The following is a 22,995-nucleotide window of genomic DNA, read 5'->3' as shown; positions in this document are numbered from 1 at the left end:
TCTTAGTTTAGTTTGATTATCTATTATTAAATCAAAATAATCTAAATTATTTTTTTTTGCTAACTTTTGTGATTGAAAATAGTGATTTAACCTAAAGCCAAAATATCTTGGGAAATTTTTAATAATTTTTATATTATTATTTTTTAATCCTTTTAGAGAATTTTCAAAATAATAATTTTCATAGTCATTTGCATAATAATATAATTTTATATTTGGATAATTTTCATTAAACCAATTTAGCAAAGGGACATATTGGATAGTATCTCCCAAACCTCCACCTGAATTTATGATTAAAATATTTTTTATTTTTTCAAGCAATTTTAAGATAATTTAGATTTTAAATTACCATCGATAGCTTCTAAGAACTGATTAGTAGTCAAAAATTTTGTATCTTTACCAACCAATAAAGCTAGATCTTTCGTCATTTGTCCAGATTCAACTGTATTTATACATACTTCTTCAAGCGAGTTAGCAAACTTGATTAACTCATCATTACCATCTAATTTTCCTCTATGAACTAATCCTCTTGTCCAGGCAAAAATAGAAGCTATTGGATTTGTAGAAGTTTCTTTTCCTTGCTGATGCTGCCTATAGTGCCTTGTTACAGTTCCATGAGCGGCTTCAGATTCTACAGTTTTCCCATCTGGCGTCATTAACACGCTAGTCATTAGTCCAAGAGAGCCATAACCTTGAGCAACGGTATCACATTGAACATCACCGTCGTAATTTTTACACGCCCAAACAAATTTTCCAGACCATTTAAGAGCACAAGCTACCATGTCATCGATTAGTCTATGCTCATAGCTTAATCCATTTTTTTCAAATTCTGATTTAAATTCTTTATCGAACACTTCTTGAAAAATATCTCTAAATCTTCCATCATATGCTTTTAAAATTGTATTTTTTGTAGACATGTAAACCGGCCATTTTCTTTGTAAGCCATAATTCATAGAAGCTCTTGCAAAATCTCTGATCGACTCATCTAAATTATACATTGAAAGAGCAATTCCAGATGAAGGAAAATTAAATACTTCATGCTCGATGTTGTTTTTTCCATCTTCTGATTCCCATTTAATTGTAAGCTTACCTCTTCCAGGAACTTTAAAATCTGTTGCTCTATATTGATCACCAAAAGCGTGACGGCCAATAACGATAGGATCAGTCCAATGAGGAACAAGCCTTGGAACATTTTTGCAAATTATTGGTTCTCTAAAAATTGTACCTCCTAAAATATTCCTAATAGTACCATTTGGAGACTTCCACATTTTTTTTAACCTGAATTCTTCAACTCTATCTTCGTCAGGAGTAATAGTCGCACATTTTACACCAACATTGTATTTTTGAATTGCTTTAGCGCAGTCTATTGTGATTTGATCATCTGTATTATCTCTACTTTCCATTCCTAAGTCATAATATTTTAGATCTATATCTAAATAAGGAAGTATCAGCTTATCTTTGATAAATGACCAAATAATTCTAGTCATTTCATCACCATCTAATTCTACTACTGGATTTTTAACTTTAATTTTACTCATTTGATAATAAAGAGTTGTCTTATATACTTTTAATTAATAATAAATCAAGCATATACAATGATAGATGTAATTTTACCAAAGCTGCATAAAGAAGGTCACAAATTTTTAACTATTAGTTTGATTGTAACCTTTGTTTTTTTATTATTTTCAAAATTTCTCGGCTTATTGGGAATTGTAGTTTCTATTTGGGTTTTTTATTTTTTTAGAGATCCTGAAAGATACCCAATAAATGATAGCAATTTTTTAGTAGCACCAGCAGACGGGATGGTATGTCAGATAGAAGAAAATATAAGCGGACCCAAAGAATTTTCTTTGGAAAATGAAAAATTTACAAAGGTAAGTATTTTTATGAATGTATTTAATTGTCATGTTAATAGATTTCCAATTGAGTGCAAAGTTGATGAGGTTTTTTATAAACCTGGCGAATATTTAAATGCATCTTTGGATGATGCTAGTCAAAAAAATGAAAGAAATTTAATAAAAATAAATTCAGTTTTAAATGATAAAATTATAGTTACACAAGTTGCCGGACTTGTTGCCAGGAGAATAATCTCATATTGCAATTCTGATGATCATTATAAACAGGGACAGTCATTTGGCATTATTAGATTTGGAAGTAGGGTTGATTTATTTTTTTCAAATAATTTTAAAGTTTTAGTAAAAAAAGGACAGACAGTTGTTGCGGGGGAAAGTTTAATAGCAGGTAGAAAAACATTAAGTGTAAAAGCTTAAAGATGAAAAAAATTGATTTTAGAATTGCGTTACCCAACTTTATTACAATTTTAGGATTATGTATTGGTTTAAATTCTATAAAATTAGCTTTTGAAGGAAATTTTGAAAAGTCTATAATTTTTATTGTTATTGCTGCAATATTAGATTCTATTGATGGGAGAATCGCAAGATTGATAAATGGAACATCTAAATTTGGCGCAGAACTAGATTCTTTAACTGACTTTGTTAATTTTGGAGTTTGTCCAGGTTTGATAATTTATTTTTGGTCTTTAAGTAATATTAAGTTTTATGGCTGGATAGTATCTTTAATATTTGTAGTTGCCTGCTGTTTAAGATTGGCAAGATTTAATTTATCAAATGAAAATTACTTCAAAAATGATTGGAGAGTAAATTTTTTTTCTGGAGTTCCTGCTCCAGCCGCAGCTGGTCTAATATTATTACCCATGATATTTTCATTTTCAGAATTTAATTACATATATTTAAAAAATGATTTTCATAATCTTATAATGGTAATTATTGTTTCATTTTTAATGGTAAGTAAAATTCCAACTTATGCATTTAAAAAAATACAAATAACAAAAAATATTTTTATTATTTTAGCTTTTATTTTTGTTTTATATTTTGGATTATTATTCAACAAAACTTACGAAACTTTAGTAATTACTGGAATTTTTTATCTTCTATTAATCCCAATAAGTTTTTTTAATTTTATAAATTTAAAAAAAACTTATGAAAAAAAAGCAAAAAGAAAAGATGGTGACAGCATAATTTCTGATGAAATTTTTTAACTTTGGTTAAATTTAAAAAGAAAAGCTTAAGTGGCAGTTCCAAAAGATGGATCCAGAGACATTATAATGACAGCCTTGTTCTTAAAGCAAAAAAAGAAGGATTCAGGTCGAGGGCAGTATTTAAATTGGAAGAGATTAATAAAAAAATCAACTTTCTAAAAACTAATCAAAGTATCATTGATCTTGGCTCTGCTCCTGGAAGCTGGTCGCAGTATTTAAGTAAAAAAGGATTTAAAAATATTTTAGCTGTAGATGTAATTAAAATGGAAGATTTAAAAGAAGTTAGTTTTATCCACGGTGATTTTACAGATAATAATGTACAACAAAAAATACTAGAAAGATATAAAATCATTAATGTTGTCCTTTCTGATATTGCAGTAAATACAACTGGAAATAAAAAGTTAGACTCTTTTAAAACTAATTCAATTTGCCTAGATGTATTAGATTTTGCATATAAAAATCTTTGTAAAGAAGGCTATTTACTATGTAAATTCTTTAATGGGGAGCTGGACAAAGAAATAATAAAATATTCTAAAGTGAATTTTAGTGTTAACAAAATAATTAAACCAAAATCTAGCAGAAAAGATTCAAAGGAAATGTATTTGTTTTGTAAAAAATAATAAGATCTTCAAATTGACAATAAATTATAAATATCATAATTACGTATATGGAAATATCCAAAGCATATACATTTGACGACGTTCTTTTAGTACCGAAAAAAAGTAATGTTCAACCAAGTTCATGTTCCACTGCAACGCAAATTTCTTCTAATATCAAACTAGAAATTCCAATAATCTCTGCTGCAATGGATACCGTGTCAGAGTCTAAACTTGCAATTGCAATGGCTCAGTTAGGTGGTGCAGCGTGTTTGCACAAAAATCTTTCTATAGAAAGTCAAGTAAATGAAGTTTTGAAAGTTAAAAAATATGAATCTGGAATGGTAGTAGACCCAATTACTATTGGTCCAGAAAATTCAATCCTAGAAGTAAAAAATATAATCAAAGAAAAAAATATTTCTGGCATACCTGTGGTAAATAAAAAAAATGAAATTTTAGGCATTATCACGAATAGAGATCTCAGATTCAGTAGAAATGACAAAGCTAAAGTCAAAGATCTTATGACAAAAAAAGTTATCACAATCAAAGAAGGTTATTCAAGTAATGAGGCAAAAAAACTATTACACAAATATAGAATTGAAAAATTAATTGTAACAAATAATAAAAAAAAATGTTTAGGATTGATTACTGTTAAAGATATCGAGAAGTCAGAAAAATTTCCATTAGCATCTAAAGACAAAAAAAAATCACTTATCGTTGGAGCCGCTGTTGGAGTTGGTCAAGATGGTTTGAATAGAGCTTATGCATTAATTGAGTCAGGTTGTGATTTTTTAGTAGTTGATACAGCTCATGGTCATTCCCAAGCTGTTATAGATACAGTAAAAAAAATTAGATCAAACAACAATCGAATTTCACTAATTGCAGGAAATATTGCTACAGAGGATGCCGCTATTGAATTAGCAAAATTAAAAGTCGATGCTGTTAAAGTTGGTATCGGTCCAGGTTCAATATGTACTACTAGAGTTGTTGCGGGAATAGGCTATCCTCAATTTTCAGCAATTTTAAATGTAAAAAAAGGTTTAAATAAATTTAAAAATGTCAAACTAATAGCAGATGGGGGGATAAGATATTCAGGTGATATTGCTAAAGCACTTGGGGCCGGAGCTGATGCAGTAATGATAGGCTCGTTATTAGCAGGAACAGATGAGACTCCAGGAGAAATATTTTTCTATCAAGGAAGATCATATAAATCTTATAGAGGAATGGGATCTATTGCTGCAATGGCTAGAGGTTCGGCAGATAGATATTTTCAACAGGACGTCAAAGATCAATTAAAATTAGTTCCAGAAGGAATAGAAGGTAGAGTTCCATATCGTGGACCAGTCAAAAATATTATAGAGCAATTGGCAGGGGGGTTAAAATCATCCATGGGCTATTTAGGTGCAATAAACCTCGAGCAATTTAAAAAAAATGCAAAATTTATTGAAATTTCTAACTCTGGCATTAAAGAAGGACATGTTCACGATGTACAAATCACAAAACAATCACCGAACTATCCTATAAATGAATAGAAGCATAATTATAATATTAGTTACTTTTTTTTTATCCTTTAATGTTTTTGCTGTTGAAAATAATTATTTTGAATTAGGAAAGAAAAATTTTGATTTAAACCAATTAGATAAATCAAAATTATATTTCGAAAAAGATATTGTAAGAAATACTAAAAACTCAAAAAGCTATCTATATTTAGCAAAAATATTTAAAGCAATGAAGCAGAACGATGAATTTGAAAAGAATCTAAATACTGTTTTACTGTTAGAGCCTAAAAATGAAGAAGCATTATATTATCTTATCATTAAAAAAATAAATGATGGAGATTATAATCTAGCAAAAAAGAAAATAGAAATTTTTAGTTCATCTTGCAATAAAATGTGCAAAAAAAACAGTGAATTAAGGGAATTAATTAATAAATTTAAATCTTAATGAGTCAATCTGATCAAAAAGTAATAATTATTGATTTTGGGTCTCAAGTTACTCAGTTAATCGCAAGACAAATAAGAGAACTTGGAGTTTATTGTGAATTAATAAATTACAAATTCTTTAATAAATTAAACAAATTTGATAAATCTGTTAAAGGAATAATTTTATCTGGCGGTCCAAAATCAACCTTAAATAAATCTGCTCCAAAAATAAATATTAGTAAAATTAATCAAAATATCCCAATACTTGGTATATGTTATGGACACCAATTAATTTCTAATTTTTTTGGAGGCAAAACAAAGTTTTCAAAAAAAAAAGAGTTTGGCAACGCAACTCTTTTTGAAAAAAAAAAATCATTATTAACAAATGGTTTTTTCAAAAATAAAATCAACACTGTTTGGATGAGCCATTCAGACTCTGTTGATATAATACCAAGAAAATTTAAAGTAATTGCCTCAAGTTCAAATTCTAAATTTGCAATATTAGAGCATAAGGAAAGAAAAATATATTCGACCCAATTTCACCCTGAAGTTTTTCATACAAATAATGGAAAAAAAATTTTCTTTAATTTTTTATTTAAAATATGCAATGTTAGAAAAAATTGGACAGACAATAAAAAAATATCAAACATCATAAATAAAATAAAATTTTCTGTTAAAAATAATGAGAAGGTTTTATGTGCTTTGTCTGGTGGTGTTGATAGCAGTGTATTGGCTCATTTATTATTTAAAGCAATTAAGCGCAATTTAATATGTGTTTACGTGGATACAGGATTAATGAGGATGGGGGAGACAGAGGAAATAAATAGAATTTTTAAAAATAAATTTAAAAAATCTTTTTATATAATTAATGCTAAGAATATTTTTTTAAAAAAATTAAAAAACATATCAGACCCAGAAAAAAAAAGAAAAATTATAGGAAATATTTTTATTAAAATTTTTGAAAATTTTACAAAAAAAAATAAAAATATTAAATTTTTAGCGCAAGGAACGCTTTACCCTGATTTAATAGAAAGTAAGAGTTTTTCAGGAAGCCCGACATCAATTATTAAATCTCATCACAATGTAGGCGGCCTACCAAAAAAAATGAAATTAAAGTTGATTGAACCCTTTAATGAAATGTTCAAAGATGAGGTAAGAAAAATTGGAAAAAGCCTGAATGTAGATCAATATTTGTTAAATAGACATCCCTTTCCTGGGCCAGGTCTGGCAATTAGAATTCCAGGCAGTATTGATAAAAAAAAAATCAATATTTTGCAGAATGCTGATAAAATTTTTATCGATGAACTTAAAGCTAGAAATATTTATAAAAATATTTGGCAGGCTTTTGCTGTATTGTTACCAGTTAAAACTGTAGGGGTAATGGGAGATTCTAGAACTTATGATTATGTTTGCGCTTTAAGAGCTGTAACTTCTATAGATGGTATGACAGCCGATTATTATAACTTTAAACATAAGGATATATCTGAGATTTCAAATAGAATTATAAATGAAGTTAATGGAATAAATAGGGTTGTATATGATATAACTTCTAAACCACCGGGCACTATTGAGTGGGAGTAGAATATGAAAAAAATAAAAATTAAAAATAAAAAAAAAATAGTTTGCTTAACAGCCTATAATAAATTTACTGCAGAGATAGTAGATAATTATTGTGACTTAGTACTAGTTGGAGACTCTTTGGGAATGGCTTATTATGGTAACAGCTCGACTAGATCTGTTCACTTAGATGATATTATAAGACACGGCAAATCTGTAAGGAAAGGTATAAAAAAATCTATATTAGTAGTTGATATGCCATTTGGAACTTATAGGAATAAAAACGATGCTAAAAAAAATGCATTAAAAATAATCAAAGAAATCAAATGTGATGCCATTAAACTAGAAGGTGGCAGTAATGTTGTGAAAATTATATCTCATTTAGTCAAAAACAATATTAATGTGATGGGCCATATTGGTTTGCTTCCACAAAAAGTTAAATCAAAAAAAGATTATAAGATTTTAGGAAAAGACAAAATTGAACAAACTAAAATTATAAATGATTTAATAAGTATACAAAAAGCGGGTGTTTTTTCGGTTGTCCTAGAAGGAGTAAAAGAAGATCTGGCAAAAAAAATAGTTAAAAATTCAACAGTACCAATTATTGGTATTGGTGCATCCAAAAACTGCCATGGTCAAATTTTAGTATTAGAAGATATGCTAGGATTATTTGATAAAGTTCCAAAGTTTGTAAAAAAATATTTTAATCTTAAAAAAGAAGTTAGCAATGCTGTAAAAAGATATTCTAAAGATGTGATAATTGGAAAATTTCCTACAAATAAAAATATTTATAGATAATAATGGATAATCTTGAAACTGAACTCAAAGAAGAAGTATTAAGAGATAAAATTAATAGGTTTTATCATAAAAACAAAATTTTTTTAAAATCTGCTTTATTGTTTTTTATAATAGTTCCAATATTAATTCAGATATATTTATATTTTGACTATAAGAAAAAAGAAAATTCTCTCTCAGAATATTTACGAGCCGAAATTTTGCTAAATACTGATGCCAATAAAGCAATTGAAATTTTAAATAAACTTAAAAAAACTAGCAATCAAACAGTTATGTTGCTATCTATAAACAAGCTTTTAGATTATTATTTAGAAACCAATAGTTCAAAACAAGCTTTAGATTTAATTAATAATGTAGATTTTAATATAAAGGCAAGTTATTTAAAAGAATTACAAGATATAAAAAAAGTCATTATTAGTTTTGAGTCGATAGAAGAACGTGAAATTTTAAAACTTTTAAAAATAAGTGATGGAGATACCTTTGGACTTTTAAAAAATAAATTGCTTTATGATTACTACATAAAAAATAATCAAGTTAAAAAAGCTTCACAAATAAAAAATATTAAATAATGATAAAATTTATTTTAGCTTTTTTTTTATTTTTATTTTCATGTGGAAAAAAAGACGACCTTGTTGATATAGAATCTTTTATTAATCAGGGAAAAAAAATAAATTTAATTGATAGAAAAAATTTAAATAGTCAGGAAATAATTAAAATAAAATCATTAGAAAAATCTAATTATGCTATATATAAAAATTGGAGTGAGTCAGGTCAGAATTCTAAAAATTACATAAAACCTACCAAGGTGTTTTTTGAAAAAAAAAAAAGACAAATTTCAAAAAAATTTAATAAATTTATTATTCATAATAACAATATCATAACCATAAACTCAAAATCTAATATCATCATATATAGTTTAGATTTCAAAAAAATTAATTCCAAAAAAATCTATAAAAGAAAAATTTACAAAAATTATAATGTTAACTTCTCAATTATTGCTTATAAAAATAATTTATATATTTCAGATAATTTAGGAAATGTACATTCTTTTAAGATAAAAAATTTAGAACTAAACTGGAAGAAAAACTTTGGCGTTCCATTTAGATCAAATTTAAAAATTTACGAAAATAATTTGTTTATTATAAATAGTAATAGTAAAATTTTTTCTATAAATATAAATAATGGAAATTTAAATTGGAGTTTTGAAACATCTTCAAAAAAATTGAAAGATGATAGTTCATATCAAATTGCCATTTATAATAATAATATTTTTTTTACCAATGATAGTTCTGAAGTATATTGTTTAGATTTAGCCGCAAAAAATATTAAATGGTCTTTAATATTTGATAATGAAAACTTTGAAAATTTACCATTAATTTCTAGCTCGAGTCCAATTACTATCGATGATAGTGGCATTGTGTACATATCTAATAATAATGGAAATACTTATAGTATAGACTCAAATACTGGTTTGCTGAGATGGTCTGCTCCAATTTATTCTACGAATAGATTTGTTGTCTCTAAAAATTATTTATTTAGCGTTTTTGAAAATTATATTTTTATAATTAATAAAAATAATGGAAAAATTTTATTTAATAAAAAGATTTCATTAACAAAAAAAAATAAAAAACTTTTATTTAAAGATGTTTTAATAAATCAAAAAAATGTTTATCTGTTTGATATCAATGGATATTTAGTTACAATTAACAAATCTGATTTGACAAAATACAAAGTTAATAAATTTTTTAAAAAATATTCTGATTTGATTATAATAAATAACAGCCTTTATGTGAACACTGGTGATGCAATTTACGAATACTAATGAATGAAAACTTTAATGTATGTATAGTTGGAAAGCCTAATGTTGGAAAATCAACGATTTTTAATAAAATATTAGACAAAGATATTTCTAAAGTTGGCCAAGTTGCTGGTACAACAATATACCCAATATCATCTTCTAAAGAGTTTAAAAATATCAATATTAATCTAATAGATTTAGGCGGATTAAAGAAAAAGTCAAAATCTTATGAAGGTAAACAAAAATTAATTACAAGCCATACAATAAAACAAATAAATTTATCAGACGTAGTATTTTTTATTTTAGATGGTAATGACGAAATTACAAAAAATGACAAACAACTATTTAGATTAATCTTAAATAAATTAAAAAATGTTATTGTAATTGTTAACAAAACTGATTTGATTAAAGAAAATCTAAAAAAAAAAGAAGATTATTTTAAATTTTTTTTTAAAAAAAATTATCCTAATATTTTGTTAAAACCGATATTTATTTCAGCTTTGAAAAATGTTAAAAAAGAATTTTTGCTTAAAAAAATATATGAACTATTTTTAAATACAAAAAAAATTATTAAAAATAAAGATGTAAATTTAGCACTAAAAAATATTTTAGAAAAACATCAGCCAGTTTATTCAAAAAAAAGTAGACCGACTATAAAATTCTTAAGACATGTTAATTCTAAGCCTATGATATTTAAAGCTTTTGGCAACAAGCTTACTTCATTAAGTAAAGATTATAAAAATTTTTTTATTAAGCAGGTTTTAATTAATTTAAAAATTTATAATCAAATTGTTGTTATAAAATATTTAAATAATAATAATCCTTATTCCAAGTCTTAAAGCCTTACATTGCTTAATAGCGATAGCTGGTTGTTTTTTTCAAACTGGTTAAGTTGATCAACAGGTTGGACAGGGTAATCACCAGTAAAACAGTGGTCAGTAAACTGTGGTGCAGAATTATTTCTTCCAGAATAACCTAGAGCTTTATATAATCCTTCAATAGTCAAAAATTGCAAAGTATCTACTCCAATAACTTTTCTTATTTCCTCAATAGAATGATTTGCAGCAATTAAATCTTTTATATTAGGCGTATCAATGCCATAGTAGTCTGGGTGCTTTATTGGAGGGCTTGATATACAAAGGTGAATTTCTTTAGCTCCAGCATTGTAGAGCATATCTACAATCTTTTTTGAAGTGGTGCCCCTAACTATAGAGTCATCAACAAGTATAAGTTTTTTGTTCTTTATGATTTCTTTATTTGCATTGTGTTTTAATTTTACCCCAAGCTGCCTAATTTGTTGAGTCGGTTCAATAAAAGTTCTACCAACATAGTGATTTCTTATAATTCCCATATCATAGGTTATTTTAGATTGATTAGAATAACCTATTGCAGCTGGTATACCAGAATCTGGTACCGCTGTTACAATATCGGCATCAATAGTATTTTCTTTTGCTAATTCTTCACCTAATTTTTTTCTATATTCATGTACTGCTTTACCGCCAACAATACTGTCAGGTCTGGAAAAATAAACATATTCAAATACACAGGGCCTTGCTTGCACTTTAGGAAAAGGCTTAATACTTTCAGCTCCATTTTTATCTATTACTATTATCTCTCCATTTTCAATCTCTCTAATAAATTCAGCACCTATAATATCAAGAGCACAAGTTTCTGATGATAAAATGTAAGAATCTTTTAATTTACCTAGTACCAAAGGTCTAATGCCAAAAGGATCTCTTATGCCAACAAGTTTTTTATTTGTCATAATAGTTACAGCATAGCCACCCTGAACTTGAAAAACTGCATCAATTATTTTATCAATTGTTCTAGTTCTTTTAGATTTAGCAATTAATTGTACAAGCGTCTCCGTATCAGATGTAGATTGAAATATTGCACCATCTTTAACCATTTTTTCCCTAATACTTATAGCGTTTGTTAAATTTCCATTATGAGCAATACCCAAACCGCCTGTATGAAGATCCGCAAAAAAAGGTTGTATATTTCGTATTAAGGGTGCACCGGTAGTGGAGTATCTGTTATGACCGATTGCCGTATGGCCCTTTAATTGTTCAATAATTTTTGGGTCTGTAAAGTTGTCACCAACTAAACCTCTTCTTTTAATTAAATAAAAGTTTTTTCCGTCAAATGAATTTATTCCACAGGCCTCTTGCCCTCTATGTTGAAGAGCATGTAAGCCCAGTGCGACTAATGCCGATGCTTCTGGATGATTATAAACACCAAAAACACCGCATTCTTCTCTTAATCTATCTTCCACAAAACCTTAGTATAATAAAAATAATGAAAAGTCATTTTTACATTAAAAAATTTATTTAATTTTATCTAATTTTTCTCTACTTTTGTCTAAATATTCATATCTATTTGGGAATGCTTCAATCATAAGCTCATTTCCCCATATAATATAATCAAAAGTTAAACCTTTATTTAAATAATTTGGCCATTTATCATTTGGGTGTAGGAAATTTATAATGGTAAAAAGAGATACAAAATAAATATACCCTTTTATTATTCCGAAAATAAAACCAAAAAATGTATCGATAGAACCTAACCCAGCCCATTTGATTGTTTTTTTTAAACCTTTGTTTATTAACAAAACAGTAAACAAAGTGATAAAGAATATAGTGCTACCTAAAATCACATCAGTCATTAGTTCAGATGAAATTATATCGTCTAGATAAGGTCTAAGAACTGGTAATAAAAATTTAACAGATAATAATGCAATAATCCATTTTGAGAAAGATATTAAACTGGCAACAAAACCATTTCTAATTCCTGAAATTAAATTAAATAAAATGTATATTATTAATATTGCATCTAAAAGTGTTACTGAACCCTCAAAAATTTCAAAAAACGAGTCCATTAATTTGTATAAAATTTATTTAGTAAATTAGGTAACAGTGTTAAAACTAAAAATAATGCAGTTAACATTGCCAATCCAGTGAATAGACCAAAATAAATAGTAGGAATAAAATTCGATAATACTAAAATTGAAAAGCCAAATATAATTGTAAAAGATGTACTAATTATTGCTTTACCAACAGATTGGTGACAATTGTTAGTTATTTGTTTAGCTTCAATATTTTCATTTTCTTTTTCAAATTTAAATCGATAAATGTAATGAATGCTATTATCGACAGCAATACCAATTGTTATTGCTGCTATAGTAATAGTCATCATATCTAAAGGGATATTTAAAATACCTATAAAACCTAATACAAAAGTAGCTGCAATAAAATTTGGAATTATGCCAATGATAGATAGCTTTATTGATCTGAATAACACTAGAAACATTAGAAAAATTCCAGCCATAACTATTCCCAAAGTTTTAATTTGAGAGTCGAATAAGCTCTGTAATAAATTATTAAAAATAATCAAAACACCTGCCAATTTAAACTCATCACTATTTATCTTAAATTTTTTTTTAAGGTCATTTTCAATTCTATTTATTAATTCTTTTCTTCTAAGGTCTTTTTGAGAATCTTTAATTCGCATAGTAATTCTTGCTTCATTATCTTTAATTGAAATATAAGGCTTAATTATTTGTTCTTTAATATTATCAGGAAGTTTTTCATACAACACGCCCATCTCTAGACTTCCAAGCTTTTTATTATTATTTAAGCTTTCAGCTATACTTAATATTGATGAGAATGATAAAACTTTTCCTATTTCAGGCTGGCTTTCTAAATAGTTATGTATATTTACTATCCTGTCTATCTTATCTCTGGTGAACCAATACTTTGAATTATCGTTTTGTGATATTTGTCCTCCAAGAAAATCATCCTCTTTATTTGAGCTTGATCCCAAAAAACTATCATCATCATTGTTTAATTTTTTAGCTTTAAATTTTAATATTATCTCCAAAGGAGTTGTGCCCCCAAGCTTTTCATCAATATTTTTCATGCCTTTGTAAATTTCAGTATCTTTATCAAAATAATTTATAAAACTATTCTCAACTTTAAGTTTAGATATTCCTATAAATGAAATTATAATTAGAGATATCGAAGTTAAATAAATAAATTTATTTTTATTTGAAAAACTTAGAAAAATTTTTGCAGTCTTAGAGTCTGATGATTTTAAATTTTCTGAGATAGGAGGATTAAAGATTTTTATTAAAACCGGAAGAAATAAAAAAGTAGTTATAAAAGATATAAACAAACCAATTGTCATCATCCAGCCAAAATCTATAACAGGTTTTATTTCACTAAATACTAAGGATAAAAATGCGCATATTGTAGTTAGGACAGCATAAAGGATAGGAAAGAATATTGAACTAGAAGTTTGTTTAATTCTAAAGTTAGTTTGATCTATCGGTTCTTCAAAATTAAAATTGCTTATGTCAACTTGCATGTATCTTACTAAATAATGAATATTCATTGACATAGTTAAAATTAACATAAGTGCAATAAAGTTTGATGATATAACAGTTACTTTCCATCCAACTGTACTTAGAAAGCCAACCATTAATGTAATAGCAAGTAAACAATTTAATAATGGAAAAATTACCCAATTTATATTTTTAAAAACATACCAAAGGGTGAAAATAATAAATAAAAAAACTCCAAAACCAAAAATAATAATATCGTTTTTTATAAATGAAATCATATCATCAGCAATCATTGGTATTCCACTCAATCTAATTTCTGCATTAGATTGATAATTGCTTATAAGTTCTTTTATAGAGGCATTATATTCACTTACATTGTTCGAATGTTGTTTTTGTAGTTTTTTTAATTTTTGATTAATTAATTCTAAATCTTGTTTATTTATTTTTTTTGATAGCAATAATTTAGACTTAGTATCTATAGCTTCCAAATAAGGTTTGTTGTCTTTAAGGAAGGCTACAATACCAAATGTTTTAGAGTCTTCGCTAATAATTAAATTTTTGTAAACAGGGCTTGTAGTCAATTCTTTTATAGCCTTATCAGTATCAATATTTTCATTTGTGATGTACTTTAAGTTTTTTATCCTGTCCATTAAAGGCTCATTTGTAGATTGAAGCAAAGGAGCGTTTATTATCGATACAGTTTTACTAATCCATTTAAAATTATTTATTTCTGTAACTAATTTTTCTAATTCTTTAATTATTTCTTTTTTATTTGGGTTGTTAGGTGTGTAGGTAATAATAAAAAATTCTTCAGATTTATATCTTTTATTAAGTTCTCTTAAATAAATTAAATCAGGGTCATTATCTATCAATAGTGTATCTGCAGAGGCATCTAATTCAAAATTTTTAGATTGATAGATTGAAAATATAAATAACGTAGAAAAAATTAAAAGAATATAGAGAGGATATTGTAAAATTTTATTATAAAATTTTCCAAACATTAATTTTTATAATTTCTTAAATACCTTTTTGAAATACAAGTAATTATTCTATATGGGATTGTGCCTGTGAGATTTGCGAAATTATCAATTGTAAATTTATCATTATACACCTCTACAAAATCTCCAACTTTAATTTTATTTTTAAATTTAGTTATATCTAAGATGATTAAATCCATTGATACTCTTCCAATCATAGGGATTTTTTTGTTTTTAAAATGGACGTAACCTTTATTTGACAATCTTATACCAATCCCATCTGCGTATCCCATTGGAATAGTTGCTGTTACAGAGTCTCTTTTGGCTTTAAATGTTCTTGAGTATCCTGCAGTTTCGCCTTTTTTTAAATTATTTATTTGAATAATTGGAGCTTTCAAACTTACAACATGTTTTATCTTGCTATTCAAACTTTTGCTTCCTCCATAAAGATTTATACCTGGACGAACTAAATCATAGTGGTATTTTTTACCTAAAAAAATTCCACCTGATGCAGCTAAACTATATTTATAACCTGGAAGAGTCTTCCTTATTTTCTCAAACTTTTTTCTTTGCTTTTCATTAAAATTATTTTTTTTATCACCTGCACATGCTAAGTGACTCATAATTATAACTTCTTTAAACTTATTAATTTGATCTTTTAACTTTAACACTTCTATAATTTGATTTTCTTGTATCCCTAAACGACACATACCTGTGTCGAAATGAATGACTAATTTATTTTTCCTTTTATTTTTTGTAAAAATTAACCATTTTTTTAGTTGTGAAATTGTGTTTATTACTGGATTTAAATTGTGTTTATATAAAATCTTTTCTTCACCTCGATTAAGTCCATTTAAAATATTAATTATTATTGATTTAAATTTTTTTCTTATAAAAATACCTTCATTAATGTTTGCAACAAAAAATCTTTTACATCCTGCATTTTTTAAGGTTGTTACAATTTTATTATGTCCACCAAGTCCATAACTCGAAGCTTTAACAGTACCGCATATTTCTGATTTATTACAAAATTTTTTAATAGTTAAATAATTTTGCTTAACCGCGTTTAAATTTATATCTAAAGTTGGAGTTGAGTATTTCATACTGGATGATGATTGGTATATATATTTAATTAGAAAAAAAGTAACTATTTTTTAATTACTTGCATCTTTAAATTTAGTAAATGCGCTTTCAAATTCAAGCTTGATTAGCCCCGTAGGTCCATGCCTTTGTTTACCAATAATAATTTCTGCTTGATTGTGTACTTGATTCATTTTTTCTTGCCATTCTACATGCTCTGCAGTCCCCAGCTTGGGTTCTTGTTTTTCAAGATAATATTGCTCTCTAAATACAAACATCACTACATCGGCATCTTGTTCAATTGACCCTGATTCTCTTAAATCAGCTAATTGAGGTTTTTTATCTTCCCTCTGTTCTACCTGTCTAGATAATTGAGATAATGCTAATACTGGAACATCAAGTTCTTTTGCCAAAGCTTTTAAACCTTGAGTAATTTCAGCTATTTCCAAAACTCTACCTTCATTTCTATACCCAGATGATTTCATTAATTGAATATAATCAATTACAATTAAGTCTAATCCCTGTTTTCTTTTTAGTCTTCTGGCACGGTTACTAAGTGCTGAAATTGTTATTGCTGGAGTATCATCAATATGCAGTGGTAAATTTTCTAAATTTTTTGATGCTTCAATAAATTTTTCAAAATCTTCTTGATTAATTTTTCCCCTTCTTATGTCATTTGATTTTATTTTAGATTGTTCAGATAAAATTCTAGTAGAGAGTTGTTCTGATGACATTTCTAGTGAAAAAAATGCTACTGAGGTTTTTTTATTTTGTTTTTGAATATTTTCAGCTGCATTGAATGCAATATTTGTTGCAAGGGCAGTTTTACCCATTGAAGGTCTACCTGCGATAATTATTAGATCTTGCTTATGTAGCCCGCCTAATCTATCATCAAGATCTGTCAGTCCAGATGGAACGCCAACTATTCCTTGGTCATTTTTATAAGCCGCTGTTGCCATATCAATTGTTTCTTTAAGCGCATCTTTAAATGTTACGAAACTTCTTTGAAATTCTCCCCGTTCTGCAATTTCAAAAAGTTTTCTTTCTGTATTTTCTAAAATATTTGTTCCAGTTATGTCTAATTCTTTATTTTTACTGTCTTCAAGTGTTTCCTCACTAATTTTAATTAGTTGTCTTCTGATATATAGGTCGGCGAGTAGTTTTGAATAATGTTTGATTTGATTTTTAGTAGTAGAAACTTTAGTTAATTTTAAAAGATATTCTAAGCCACCGATTTCTGTCAACTCTTGATTATCATTAAAAAAATTTTTTATTGTTATTGGGTTAGCGAGTAATCCTTTTGATATTAAGTTTGAAATAATCTTATAAATTTTTTGATGTATTGTGTCATGAAAATGACCTTCATTGATTTCATCAGTTATTTCATCAAAAAGTTCATTATTTTCTAAAATCGAACCAAGAACTGTTTGCTCCGCCTCAATATTTTTTGGTATATGATTTTTATTAATATCTAGGTTAATTAGCTCTGAACTCATGAGCCATAATTATACTCATAGTAATATTTTTCATTTTAAAAATATTTTTTATAATGTGGAAAAGTTAACAATTATTCTTTAGGAACAACTTCTAACAAAACTTCAGATTGAACTTCAGCGTGAAGATTTACAATAAACTTATATTCACCTTTTGATTTAATATTCGCAGCAAGCTCAATTTGCTCAGGTTTAATTTCAACCTTAGAAGAGTTTATTATTTCACTGCAAATTTCTTTAATTGTAACTGAACCATAAAGGTTCCCATTTTCCATTATTTCTTTTCGCACAGTAATTTTAACTGCTTTAAGTTTTTCTGAAATTTCAATTGCTTTATTTTTCTCAATTTCATTTTTTTTAATTATTTCAGCTTTTTTAGTTTCAAAATGAGCAATATTTTCTTTGGTAGGCAATAATGCTTTGCCTTTTTTTAATAAATAATTTCTACCAAAACCATCTTTTACATTTACTTTTTGTCCGATAGTTCCAAGTTTCTTTATATTTTCTAATAAAATTACTTTCATAATTAATTTCCTACGTAAGGTAATAGAGCTAATGCTCGCGCTTTTTTAATCTCCCTAACTAGAATTTTTTGTTTACCATGTGATACGTTTGTAATTCTTGTAGGTAATATTTTAGCAGAGTCTGAAATATATTTTTTCAATAATTTAATATTTTTGTAATTAAGTTCTTCAATATTTTTTTTTGCTAAGGGGCAACTTTTTTTTCCAATTTGTGATAATTTTGAGGAAAGTCCAAAGCCACTTTTTTTCTTGAATTGTTTTTTTTTCATTTATTTTTTTTCTTTTGCAAGTTCAGAATCTTCTTTAGGAAGATTTTTAATTTTCATAGATAAGTATTTTATTACTTTATCATTAAATTTTTCAAATTCTTCAATAGCTCTTATTGTTTTGCTATCACCTTCCAAATACAAATTTCTGTAATATCCTTTGTTATTTTTTTTTATTGGATAAGCTAAATTACGTAAGCCCCAATCTTCAATTTTACAAATTTTGCCTGAAGATTTTTTTACAATTTCCTCAATTTTGCTCTCTATGCTCTCCATATCTTTTTTGTTAGCTTCTGGAACAGCGATATATGTATGTTCGTATATATTCACATTTATAATTATTTAATTTAAAAAAATGGTTTGATATAAGAGTATTAATTTTAATTCAATAGATATATTCTTATTAAAATGACTAAATGTATAGTTTTTCCAGGCCAAGGATCCCAATATTTAGGTATGGGAAAGTATTTGAAAGAGAATTTTGATGTCTCTAAGAGAGTATTTGAGGAAGTTGACAGTGCCTTAAATCAAAATTTAAGCAAAATAATTTTTGGTGAAGATGTTAAAAAATTGAACTTAACAGAGAATACACAACCTGCGATTATGGCAGTAAGTATTGCAACTTTCAAAGCTTTGAAAAAAGAAAAAGATATTAATATTAGTGATTTCAACTTATGCGCTGGACACTCTCTCGGTGAATATAGTGCGTTAGTAGCCTCTGAATCAATCAAGCTTTCCGACGCGGCTAAAATTTTAAAAAAAAGAGGTCAAGCAATGCAAAACGCTGTACCAGTTGGAGAAGGTAGCATGGCAGCAGTTTTGAACACAGATATAGATAGCTTAGAAAAATTTATTTTGGAAAAAAATTTTCAGACTGTAGAAATTTCAAATGATAATTGCCCAGGACAATGTGTTATAAGTGGATCTAAGTCAGAAGTTGATGAAATTGTGATTTTATTAAAAGAAGAATTAAAAAAAAAATCTATATCTTTGCCAGTCAGCGCTCCTTTTCATTGTAGCATGATGAAACCTGCTGCTGAAGAGTTAAAAAATTACATGGTAGATTTTAAATTTAGTGATCCTAAAATTCCTTTAGTGTCAAATGTTAGTGCAAAAGCCGAACACTTGAGTAATGAAATAAAAAACTTGCTAATTAAATGTGTTTTTTCAAGAGTTAAATGGAGAGATACAGTTGGTTATTTTTCAAACAATAGAATATTAGAGGCTGTAGAATGTGGTCCCGGTAAAGCTTTGACAAATATGTTTAAAAGATTTGAATTTGAAATTAAATGTTTAAAACTCGATAATTTGGAGGATATAAGAAATTATGAATAGTTTAAAAAATAAAAAAGTAATTATTACCGGTGGGTCGAGAGGTATAGGGTTATCGGTATTGGAAGCACTTTATAAACTTGATGCAGAAATTTTAACCATTGGTTCTAATTCTAACAATTTAGAAAATTTAAAAAAAAAATTCCCCAATATTAAAATTGAACAATTAAATTTAAAAAATCAAAATGACGTAGTAAAGCAGTTTCCAAGGCTTATAGACTCTCTTGGCGGTATTGATATTCTAATTAATAATGCAGGAATTACTAAAGATAATTTAACCTTAAGAATGAAAGAAGAAGAATGGAAAGATGTAATAGATGTTAACCTAAATTCGGTTTTTTTTACATGTCAAACTGCAATAAAAGCCATGATTAAAAATAAATCAGGCAGTATAGTTAACATAACTTCTGTTGTTGGGCATACTGGTAATGCGGGTCAAGCTAATTACACAGCTTCAAAGGCAGGTGTTGTTGCGATGACCAAATCATTGGCAAAGGAATATGCCAAAAAAAATATTAGAGTAAATTGTGTATCCCCAGGTTTTATTGCTACAGATATGACTAAAGATTTAAAAGAAGAATACAAAAATGAGTTATTAAAAAATATTCCAATTAATAGACTAGGGACAGGCGAAGATATTGCAAATGCTGTAATTTTTCTTTGCTCTGATGATTCTTCATATATAACAGGTGAGACAATACATGTGAATGGTGGGATGTATATGGCTTGATTAAGTTAAATTAATCATTTAAAGAAATATTTTAAACAAAAAGGAGAATTTATGAGCGATGTTAGGGAAAAAGTAAAAAAAATTATTGTTGATCACCTGGGTGTTGATGCAGCTAAAGTAACAGACGAGGCAAGCTTTATTGATGATCTTGGCGCTGATAGTTTGGATACAGTTGAATTAGTAATGGCTTTTGAAGAAGAGTTTGGATCAGAAATATCTGATAGCGAAGCAGAAAAAATATTAACAGTAGGTGATGCTGTAAAGTTTATAGAAAGTAACGCGAAATAAATTTACATAAACTTTGAGCAATGGACTTTCAATAATCATTTCATCCCCTTCAGGGGCTGGAAAAACTACTATTACAAAAAAAATATTAAAAAAAATAAAAAATTCTTATTTATCAATTTCGTGCACAACAAGAAAAGCTAGAGAAAAAGAGAAAAATGGAATTGACTATTTTTTTATTACAAAAGAAAAATTTTTAAATTTCAAAAAAAATAAAAAATTTTTAGAATATGCCAAAGTATATGATAACTTTTATGGAACTTTAAATAGTCAAGTAATAAAAAATTTAAAAAAAAATAAAATTGTTCTATTTGATGTAGATTGGCAAGGTGCAAGATCAATAAAAAAGAAAATTAAAAAAAATTGTTTTTCATTTTATTTATTGCCACCTAGTGTAAAAATTTTAAAAAAAAGATTATTAACAAGACATATGAATGATCCGCATATTGCTTTAAAGAGATTTTCTACGGCAAAAAAAGATATTACTCATTGGACTGAATATGATTATGTCTTTATAAATGACAATCTTGAAAAATGTGTAAAATTAATTTTACAAAAGATCAAAGCGTTAGATGAAGAGAAAAAACGCAAAGATTTAGTGGAGAAAAAAATAAAATATCTATAAAATTTTACAAAATTTATAATATTCATTTTTATCAATATTTTCTGGCCTTAGAGAAAAATATTTTTCAAGCCTGTTATCTTTGATTAAAGTATCATTAAAAAGTTTTTTAATTTTTTTTTCATTTTTTTTACGTCTTTCATTAAAAAAAAAAGATGTAATCTTCTCTAATTTTAAAAAATCATTTTTGTTTATTTTATTTTTTTTAAGTGGTGTAAATTTTAAAACTGTTGCATCAACTTTTGGGATAGGAAAAAAATCTTCTTTTCTTATATCAATTTTTTTTTCAATATTAAAAAAAGCACTCGATAAAATTGAAAGTCTACCGTACTTCCTATTATCTTTTTCTGCTATAATTCTCTCAGCTAATTCTTTTTGAAACATTAAAGTCATACTATTGATACAATTATAATTATTTTGAATTTTCAACCATTTAATTAACAATTGAGATGATATATTAAACGGTAAATTAGAGATTATTGAAAAATTTTTTTTCTTAAATAAACTCAACTCATCAATTTTTAGCGCATCAAAATTTCTTATAAATTTTTTATAAAATTCATTTTTAATTCTAGATATTATATCTCTGTCTATCTCAAGTGAAAAAAAAATATCAGGTTTTTTATTTATAATTCTTTTCGTAAGAGCTAAATTTCCAACGCCAACTTCTAAAATATTTCTATTATTAATACTTTCTAATTCTATTATTTGATCAGATATATTTTCGTTAATTAAAAAATTTTGACCAAATTTTTTTTTATACATTTAATAATTTTCACAGAACTCAATACATTTGATAAAACTTTGATTATTTATTATTTTTTTTTTATTAATAATATTTACCCCTGTACCGTGATCTGGAGACATTCTAATAATTTTTTTACCAATTGTTACATTGATGCCATTAAATTTGTTTAATATTTTGAAAGGTATGAGGGCTTGATCATGATACATTCCAATAAAAATTTTATTTTTAACATTCGTAAAAGCTGTGTCTGCAGAGACAGGTCCTAAAATATCAACTCCTTTTTTTTTGTAATATTCAATTATTGGTTTTATTATTGTGAAATCTTTTGTATTTTTTATCATATCTTTACTTGCATGTGGGTTTATACCCAATACAACAATAGTAATTTTTTTCTTTATAATTTTTTTGTAAAAATTGATTATATTCTCGATACAGTTTCTTAAATTTTTTTTATTAATTTTTTTATATATTGATCTTATTTCAACATGAGTAGTTAAGGGGCATGTAGAAAATTTTTCACTATACATAATCATATTTTCATTTTTTTTTTTATCTAATGTTTCAGAAAAAAACTCTGTAAAGCCTGGGAACAATTTTAGATATTTTTTTTTATTCAATGGCATGTTTATAATTTTATCAATTTTATTATTATTGTGCAGGTCTATTGATATTTTCGTTATATTTTTAATATAGTTATCAGATGTGTATAAGTGACTGCTGCATTGTATGAAAATGATTTTTTTTATAATTAATGATTTTTTATATAGTTTTTTAAAGTTATGTTTATCACCAATGAAGTAAACTTTTTTTAATTTTGATTTTTTAATCTTATTAAGAGATTTAATAATTATTTGTTCACTTATACTTTTATTG

Annotated in this window: 25 protein-coding genes and 1 pseudogene; 14 read left to right on the top strand and 12 right to left on the bottom strand. The window is 26.4% G+C overall.

Annotated features, from left to right (window positions below):
• Positions 1-318 (bottom strand): annotated as a pseudogene (locus ACTTAT_RS06575) (glycosyltransferase family 9 protein); the annotation flags it as partial.
• Positions 319-320: 2 nt separating this feature from the next.
• On the bottom strand, positions 321-1,535 hold the full coding sequence (locus ACTTAT_RS06570; RefSeq protein ID WP_440680242.1) for an NADP-dependent isocitrate dehydrogenase: 1,215 nt from the start codon (positions 1,533-1,535) through the stop codon (positions 321-323).
• Between the two features lie 57 nt (positions 1,536-1,592).
• Here ACTTAT_RS06570 and ACTTAT_RS06565 point away from each other — a divergent pair, with 57 nt between their 5' ends.
• Genes ACTTAT_RS06565 through ACTTAT_RS06520 form a run of 10 tightly spaced genes read left to right on the top strand, consistent with a single transcriptional unit; the run spans position 1,593 to position 10,562 of the window.
• Positions 1,593-2,267, top strand: coding sequence for a phosphatidylserine decarboxylase (locus ACTTAT_RS06565; RefSeq protein WP_440680241.1), 675 nt, complete (start codon positions 1,593-1,595; stop codon positions 2,265-2,267).
• Between the two features lie 2 nt (positions 2,268-2,269).
• Positions 2,270-3,055, top strand: coding sequence for a CDP-diacylglycerol--serine O-phosphatidyltransferase (pssA, locus tag ACTTAT_RS06560; protein WP_440680240.1), 786 nt, complete (start codon positions 2,270-2,272; stop codon positions 3,053-3,055).
• Between the two features lie 2 nt (positions 3,056-3,057).
• The gene (locus ACTTAT_RS06555) at positions 3,058-3,675 is read left to right on the top strand and encodes an RlmE family RNA methyltransferase (protein ID WP_440680239.1); all 618 of its coding nucleotides are present in this window, start codon (positions 3,058-3,060) and stop codon (positions 3,673-3,675) included.
• Positions 3,676-3,722: 47 nt separating this feature from the next.
• Positions 3,723-5,183: an IMP dehydrogenase gene (guaB, locus tag ACTTAT_RS06550; protein ID WP_440680238.1), complete on the top strand. Its 1,461-nt coding sequence runs from the start codon at positions 3,723-3,725 to the stop codon at positions 5,181-5,183.
• Positions 5,176-5,595, top strand: a complete 420-nt coding sequence (locus ACTTAT_RS06545) for a tetratricopeptide repeat protein (protein ID WP_440680237.1) — start codon at positions 5,176-5,178, stop codon at positions 5,593-5,595. The genes guaB and ACTTAT_RS06545 overlap by 8 nt, the downstream gene beginning before the upstream one ends.
• Positions 5,589-7,154 (top strand): glutamine-hydrolyzing GMP synthase, encoded by a 1,566-nt coding sequence (guaA, locus tag ACTTAT_RS06540; protein ID WP_440680243.1) that lies wholly within the window; start codon positions 5,589-5,591, stop codon positions 7,152-7,154. Before ACTTAT_RS06545 ends, guaA begins: the two co-directional genes overlap by 7 nt.
• Positions 7,155-7,157: 3 nt before the next feature.
• Positions 7,158-7,928 (top strand): 3-methyl-2-oxobutanoate hydroxymethyltransferase, encoded by a 771-nt coding sequence (gene panB / locus ACTTAT_RS06535; RefSeq protein WP_440680236.1) that lies wholly within the window; start codon positions 7,158-7,160, stop codon positions 7,926-7,928.
• 2 nt (positions 7,929-7,930) lie between these two features.
• Entirely contained in the window at positions 7,931-8,494 is a 564-nt protein-coding gene (locus ACTTAT_RS06530) for a hypothetical protein (protein ID WP_440680235.1), read from the top strand.
• The gene (locus ACTTAT_RS06525; protein WP_440680234.1) at positions 8,494-9,747 is read left to right on the top strand and encodes an outer membrane protein assembly factor BamB family protein; all 1,254 of its coding nucleotides are present in this window, start codon (positions 8,494-8,496) and stop codon (positions 9,745-9,747) included. Before ACTTAT_RS06530 ends, ACTTAT_RS06525 begins: the two co-directional genes overlap by 1 nt.
• On the top strand, positions 9,747-10,562 hold the full coding sequence (locus ACTTAT_RS06520; RefSeq protein WP_440680233.1) for a GTPase: 816 nt from the start codon (positions 9,747-9,749) through the stop codon (positions 10,560-10,562). Before ACTTAT_RS06525 ends, ACTTAT_RS06520 begins: the two co-directional genes overlap by 1 nt.
• Here the strand turns inward: ACTTAT_RS06520 and purF are convergent.
• The 8 genes from purF to rpsF all read right to left on the bottom strand — a co-directional run bounded on the left by purF (position 10,559) and on the right by rpsF (position 18,735).
• Positions 10,559-11,998: an amidophosphoribosyltransferase gene (purF, locus tag ACTTAT_RS06515; protein WP_440680231.1), complete on the bottom strand. Its 1,440-nt coding sequence runs from the start codon at positions 11,996-11,998 to the stop codon at positions 10,559-10,561. The genes ACTTAT_RS06520 and purF overlap by 4 nt on opposite strands.
• Before the next feature lie 51 nt (positions 11,999-12,049).
• Complete coding sequence (locus ACTTAT_RS06510; protein WP_440680230.1) at positions 12,050-12,601, bottom strand: CvpA family protein; 552 nt, start codon at positions 12,599-12,601, stop codon at positions 12,050-12,052.
• Positions 12,601-15,066 (bottom strand): efflux RND transporter permease subunit, encoded by a 2,466-nt coding sequence (locus tag ACTTAT_RS06505; protein ID WP_440680229.1) that lies wholly within the window; start codon positions 15,064-15,066, stop codon positions 12,601-12,603. The genes ACTTAT_RS06510 and ACTTAT_RS06505 overlap by 1 nt, the downstream gene beginning before the upstream one ends.
• Positions 15,066-16,145, bottom strand: a complete 1,080-nt coding sequence (alr, locus tag ACTTAT_RS06500) for an alanine racemase (RefSeq protein WP_440680228.1) — start codon at positions 16,143-16,145, stop codon at positions 15,066-15,068. Before alr ends, ACTTAT_RS06505 begins: the two co-directional genes overlap by 1 nt.
• A 51-nt stretch (positions 16,146-16,196) precedes the next feature.
• Positions 16,197-17,618: a replicative DNA helicase gene (locus ACTTAT_RS06495; RefSeq protein WP_440680227.1), complete on the bottom strand. Its 1,422-nt coding sequence runs from the start codon at positions 17,616-17,618 to the stop codon at positions 16,197-16,199.
• A gap of 71 nt (positions 17,619-17,689) precedes the next feature.
• Complete coding sequence (gene rplI, locus ACTTAT_RS06490) at positions 17,690-18,139, bottom strand: 50S ribosomal protein L9 (protein ID WP_440680226.1); 450 nt, start codon at positions 18,137-18,139, stop codon at positions 17,690-17,692.
• A gap of 2 nt (positions 18,140-18,141) precedes the next feature.
• Positions 18,142-18,408 carry a 30S ribosomal protein S18 gene (gene rpsR / locus ACTTAT_RS06485; RefSeq protein WP_440680225.1) on the bottom strand — a complete coding sequence of 89 codons (267 nt, stop codon included), beginning with the start codon at positions 18,406-18,408 and terminating at the stop codon, positions 18,142-18,144.
• Positions 18,409-18,735 (bottom strand): 30S ribosomal protein S6, encoded by a 327-nt coding sequence (rpsF, locus tag ACTTAT_RS06480; RefSeq protein WP_440680224.1) that lies wholly within the window; start codon positions 18,733-18,735, stop codon positions 18,409-18,411. It abuts the gene before it with no gap.
• Between the two features lie 78 nt (positions 18,736-18,813).
• Between rpsF and fabD the strand changes: the two genes are divergently transcribed.
• Genes fabD through gmk form a run of 4 tightly spaced genes read left to right on the top strand, consistent with a single transcriptional unit; the run spans position 18,814 to position 21,377 of the window.
• Positions 18,814-19,740, top strand: a complete 927-nt coding sequence (gene fabD / locus ACTTAT_RS06475; protein ID WP_440680223.1) for an ACP S-malonyltransferase — start codon at positions 18,814-18,816, stop codon at positions 19,738-19,740.
• Positions 19,733-20,467, top strand: a complete 735-nt coding sequence (gene fabG, locus ACTTAT_RS06470; protein ID WP_440680222.1) for a 3-oxoacyl-[acyl-carrier-protein] reductase — start codon at positions 19,733-19,735, stop codon at positions 20,465-20,467. The genes fabD and fabG overlap by 8 nt, the downstream gene beginning before the upstream one ends.
• A 51-nt stretch (positions 20,468-20,518) precedes the next feature.
• The gene (locus tag ACTTAT_RS06465) at positions 20,519-20,755 is read left to right on the top strand and encodes an acyl carrier protein (protein ID WP_440680221.1); all 237 of its coding nucleotides are present in this window, start codon (positions 20,519-20,521) and stop codon (positions 20,753-20,755) included.
• 13 nt (positions 20,756-20,768) lie between these two features.
• Entirely contained in the window at positions 20,769-21,377 is a 609-nt protein-coding gene (gene gmk / locus ACTTAT_RS06460; protein ID WP_440680220.1) for a guanylate kinase, read from the top strand.
• On the opposite strand, the gene rsmA is transcribed toward gmk, so the two are convergent.
• On the bottom strand, positions 21,372-22,139 hold the full coding sequence (gene rsmA / locus ACTTAT_RS06455) for a 16S rRNA (adenine(1518)-N(6)/adenine(1519)-N(6))-dimethyltransferase RsmA (RefSeq protein ID WP_440680219.1): 768 nt from the start codon (positions 22,137-22,139) through the stop codon (positions 21,372-21,374). The genes gmk and rsmA overlap by 6 nt on opposite strands.
• Positions 22,140-22,995: 4-hydroxythreonine-4-phosphate dehydrogenase PdxA (locus ACTTAT_RS06450; RefSeq protein ID WP_440680218.1), on the bottom strand; the 856-nt coding region annotated here is incomplete at its 5' end.

This window comes from Candidatus Pelagibacter sp. HIMB1517 (genome assembly GCF_052047895.1).
Taxonomy (GTDB): Bacteria; Pseudomonadota; Alphaproteobacteria; order Pelagibacterales; family Pelagibacteraceae; genus HIMB114.
This window is presented reverse-complemented; position numbering and strand designations above follow the sequence as displayed.

Excerpts from the sequence above, each read along its gene's own strand:
- ACTTAT_RS06545 (WP_440680237.1), top strand. The coding sequence starts at position 5,176 with ATGAATAGAAGCATAATTATAATATTAGTTACTTTTTTTTTATCCTTT.
- ACTTAT_RS06565 (WP_440680241.1), top strand. The coding sequence starts at position 1,593 with ATGATAGATGTAATTTTACCAAAGCTGCATAAAGAAGGTCACAAATTT.
- ACTTAT_RS06495 (WP_440680227.1), bottom strand. The coding sequence starts at position 17,618 with ATGAGTTCAGAGCTAATTAACCTAGATATTAATAAAAATCATATACCA.
- pssA (WP_440680240.1), top strand. The coding sequence starts at position 2,270 with ATGAAAAAAATTGATTTTAGAATTGCGTTACCCAACTTTATTACAATT.
- ACTTAT_RS06510 (WP_440680230.1), bottom strand. The coding sequence starts at position 12,601 with ATGGACTCGTTTTTTGAAATTTTTGAGGGTTCAGTAACACTTTTAGAT.
- ACTTAT_RS06505 (WP_440680229.1), bottom strand. The coding sequence starts at position 15,066 with ATGTTTGGAAAATTTTATAATAAAATTTTACAATATCCTCTCTATATT.
- ACTTAT_RS06525 (WP_440680234.1), top strand. The coding sequence starts at position 8,494 with ATGATAAAATTTATTTTAGCTTTTTTTTTATTTTTATTTTCATGTGGA.
- fabG (WP_440680222.1), top strand. The coding sequence starts at position 19,733 with ATGAATAGTTTAAAAAATAAAAAAGTAATTATTACCGGTGGGTCGAGA.
- rsmA (WP_440680219.1), bottom strand. The coding sequence starts at position 22,139 with ATGTATAAAAAAAAATTTGGTCAAAATTTTTTAATTAACGAAAATATA.
- guaB (WP_440680238.1), top strand. The coding sequence starts at position 3,723 with ATGGAAATATCCAAAGCATATACATTTGACGACGTTCTTTTAGTACCG.
- panB (WP_440680236.1), top strand. The coding sequence starts at position 7,158 with ATGAAAAAAATAAAAATTAAAAATAAAAAAAAAATAGTTTGCTTAACA.
- fabD (WP_440680223.1), top strand. The coding sequence starts at position 18,814 with ATGACTAAATGTATAGTTTTTCCAGGCCAAGGATCCCAATATTTAGGT.
- ACTTAT_RS06570 (WP_440680242.1), bottom strand. The coding sequence starts at position 1,535 with ATGAGTAAAATTAAAGTTAAAAATCCAGTAGTAGAATTAGATGGTGAT.
- rplI (WP_440680226.1), bottom strand. The coding sequence starts at position 18,139 with ATGAAAGTAATTTTATTAGAAAATATAAAGAAACTTGGAACTATCGGA.
- alr (WP_440680228.1), bottom strand. The coding sequence starts at position 16,145 with ATGAAATACTCAACTCCAACTTTAGATATAAATTTAAACGCGGTTAAG.
- ACTTAT_RS06530 (WP_440680235.1), top strand. The coding sequence starts at position 7,931 with ATGGATAATCTTGAAACTGAACTCAAAGAAGAAGTATTAAGAGATAAA.
- ACTTAT_RS06520 (WP_440680233.1), top strand. The coding sequence starts at position 9,747 with ATGAATGAAAACTTTAATGTATGTATAGTTGGAAAGCCTAATGTTGGA.
- ACTTAT_RS06465 (WP_440680221.1), top strand. The coding sequence starts at position 20,519 with ATGAGCGATGTTAGGGAAAAAGTAAAAAAAATTATTGTTGATCACCTG.
- rpsR (WP_440680225.1), bottom strand. The coding sequence starts at position 18,408 with ATGAAAAAAAAACAATTCAAGAAAAAAAGTGGCTTTGGACTTTCCTCA.